2 protein-coding genes are annotated in these 2233 nt (G+C 51.2%); both read right to left on the bottom strand.

The window, feature by feature from the left end:
* Nucleotides 1-76: 76 nt before the first annotated feature.
* The gene (locus HUU59_13560) at nucleotides 77-1765 is read right to left on the bottom strand and encodes a T9SS type A sorting domain-containing protein (protein ID NUO20468.1); all 1689 of its coding nucleotides are present in this window, start codon (nucleotides 1763-1765) and stop codon (nucleotides 77-79) included.
* Between the two features lie 2 nt (nucleotides 1766-1767).
* Nucleotides 1768-2217, bottom strand: a complete 450-nt coding sequence (locus HUU59_13555) for a hypothetical protein (GenBank protein NUO20467.1) — start codon at nucleotides 2215-2217, stop codon at nucleotides 1768-1770.
* Between the last annotated feature and the right edge of the window lie 16 nt (nucleotides 2218-2233).

The following is a 2233-nucleotide window of genomic DNA, read 5'->3' as shown; positions in this document are numbered from 1 at the left end:
TACGCACTCTTCCTGGACAATTGAGGCGAGCCAAATGGCTCGCCTTGTGTGTATTTTGCAGAATGCCTTGAACGCGCTATTTCATGTAGAGCAACTTCATCGTCGAGCTAATGTTCTTCTCTCCGGCCAATCGCGCAAAATAGATTCCGCTCGCTTGAGACTTTGGCTGCCAATCTCGAATGTGCACACCTTTGTTCATTCTACCGCTAAAAACGGTTTCAACATGCCGGCCGGTTAAATCAAAAATATCAAGTGTTATCTCCATATCGTGCAGCAGCACAAACTCAATCGTGACTGTGCTGTTGAAGGGATTGGGGTAGGCATTGCCGATGAAGGTTGCTGGAATCTCAACCGGCTCGCGAGGCTCAGGTGCCGCAGAGAAAAAGCTTGTGTCTACTTCCCACGGTTCGTAAACGAGACGATAGGACACCGTATCACCCTGCCCTAATGGATTTCTCACGGAATCATACGGGCCGGACTCGTGTCCCCAGAAATTATTCTGCACATACCCTTGCGCTTGACCACCGCCCTGATAGGCCGCGTAACCGACATTTCCCATGAACACGTTGTGCTTCACTTCCACTTCATCCGGCCCGGGACCGTGGATGCCGAGAAGCTGTCCCGACGGCGGCGAAGTAATCGAATGATTGCTGTTGTTCAATATGTAGTTGTGCGACACAATTCTCGATTCATCGAGGTAATCTGCTACTGTGCCAAATGCGGTGTGTCCTCCGTGTATGCTTTGAACAAGATTGAATTCCAATCTGGTGAGCGCAGCGTTTCTTCCACTTAATGCAAATAAACCGTGCATTTGCGCGCGCTCATAGGGAACAAATGACTCAAACAGATTACCGACTGCTTGAAAAGTAGTCAGCGAGTCCGGCCCTCCCTGATCATATAGTGCCTGTGTCAATATGTTGTCCTGAAAGCGGCTTGAATCAATTCGCAGGTGCTGAATTGGCGGGCCACCATCAGCAATCATCACTTCAATGTGACAACCATGAATCCTGCACCCGACGAATTCGACGGAATCCGGCGGCTTCGAGCCATACAGAAACGTTCCGCCCCATTCATAGTGCGAGAAGCCGATGTCCCTGAACGCCGAGTTTCGAACAGTGAGTTTGCTGGATTGCACCCAGAAAAGCGTCGGTGGTTCAAAGATATCCGCATAAGTCGTATCACTTTGCACGATACATGAATCCATTAAGACACGTGCGGACCTGACACGCATAATCGAGGCGAGCCTGAGCTGTCCGCAGTGCGTGAAGACGCAATTCTTGATTGTGGCTTCGGCCTGCCTAACCGCGATTGCGCCGCCATATCCGGCATAACAGGAATCGAATCGGCAATGTTCAATCGCTGCGAACTGTGCAAAGATACGAAGCGCGCCGCCTTCTTCGTTCTGGTGCACGCCCGAGTTCGTAAATCTGATTCCGACGATCCGGAGGAAGGGATCATTGCCGGCGATTTCGTCACTACTCAAACAGCGCAGAGTGTCATCTCCGTTGCTCACTCCACGCCAGCTGCACTCCGCGATATCAGACGTGTCGCCGGTCATCACAAAAAGTCCCGCGATCGTCAATCCGCGGGAAGGCACTTCGACTGATTCTACATATACGCCTGAATCAAGCAGAACGGTGTCCCGCGTTTGCGCCGCGTCAATCGCCGCTTGAATCGTTGCGAAATCTTGTGGAACTCGGATAACATTACCATGTGCAAAGGAAAATGCTGAAGAGAGAAAAGCGACGGCTAAGAGTGGGCGCATAGTTAACTCCCCTGGCACTGCTCCGGACAGGTGGCGGCTGTGGCACTTGTATAGAACTTGACTTTGGATGACGTTCCGCTGCACGAATACCCGGGGCACGCAGTGCGGTATGCCCGCAGCCGAATCGTCTGTCCGCCTGTAATCGTATGGCCTACATCTGTATACGAGCTTCCGCAACCGCAAAACGTCTGGTTAACGGTCCATATTCTAGTTCCTGTTGATCCGTCGCCGTTCACCTCATAACAATCTACACGCACGCCAACATTGCTTGGTGAATTGTAATGAAAATATGTCCGCGAAATCTGTTGTCCTGTCGGAATTGCGTAGTCCACACTGTCCCATGTACTGCAAGTTGTGTTGGTAATGCTTACACACATACTCGCTTCCGTTTGCGCCGAGACTTGCGCGGCAAGAATCCCCGTCAACATCAAGACCCAAAATGTGTTCTTCATGCTCTTGCTCCTCAAA

This window comes from bacterium, from assembly GCA_013360195.1.
GTDB lineage: Bacteria > Electryoneota > RPQS01 > RPQS01 > RPQS01 > JABWCQ01.
The sequence above is the reverse complement of the archived record's forward strand: the minus strand, read 5'-3'. Positions and strand labels throughout refer to the sequence as shown.

Bases quoted from the DNA above. Each gene is read 5' to 3' on its own strand.
- HUU59_13560 (NUO20468.1), bottom strand. From the start codon at position 1,765: ATGCGCCCACTCTTAGCCGTCGCTTTTCTCTCTTCAGCATTTTCCTTT.
- HUU59_13555 (NUO20467.1), bottom strand. From the start codon at position 2,217: ATGAAGAACACATTTTGGGTCTTGATGTTGACGGGGATTCTTGCCGCG.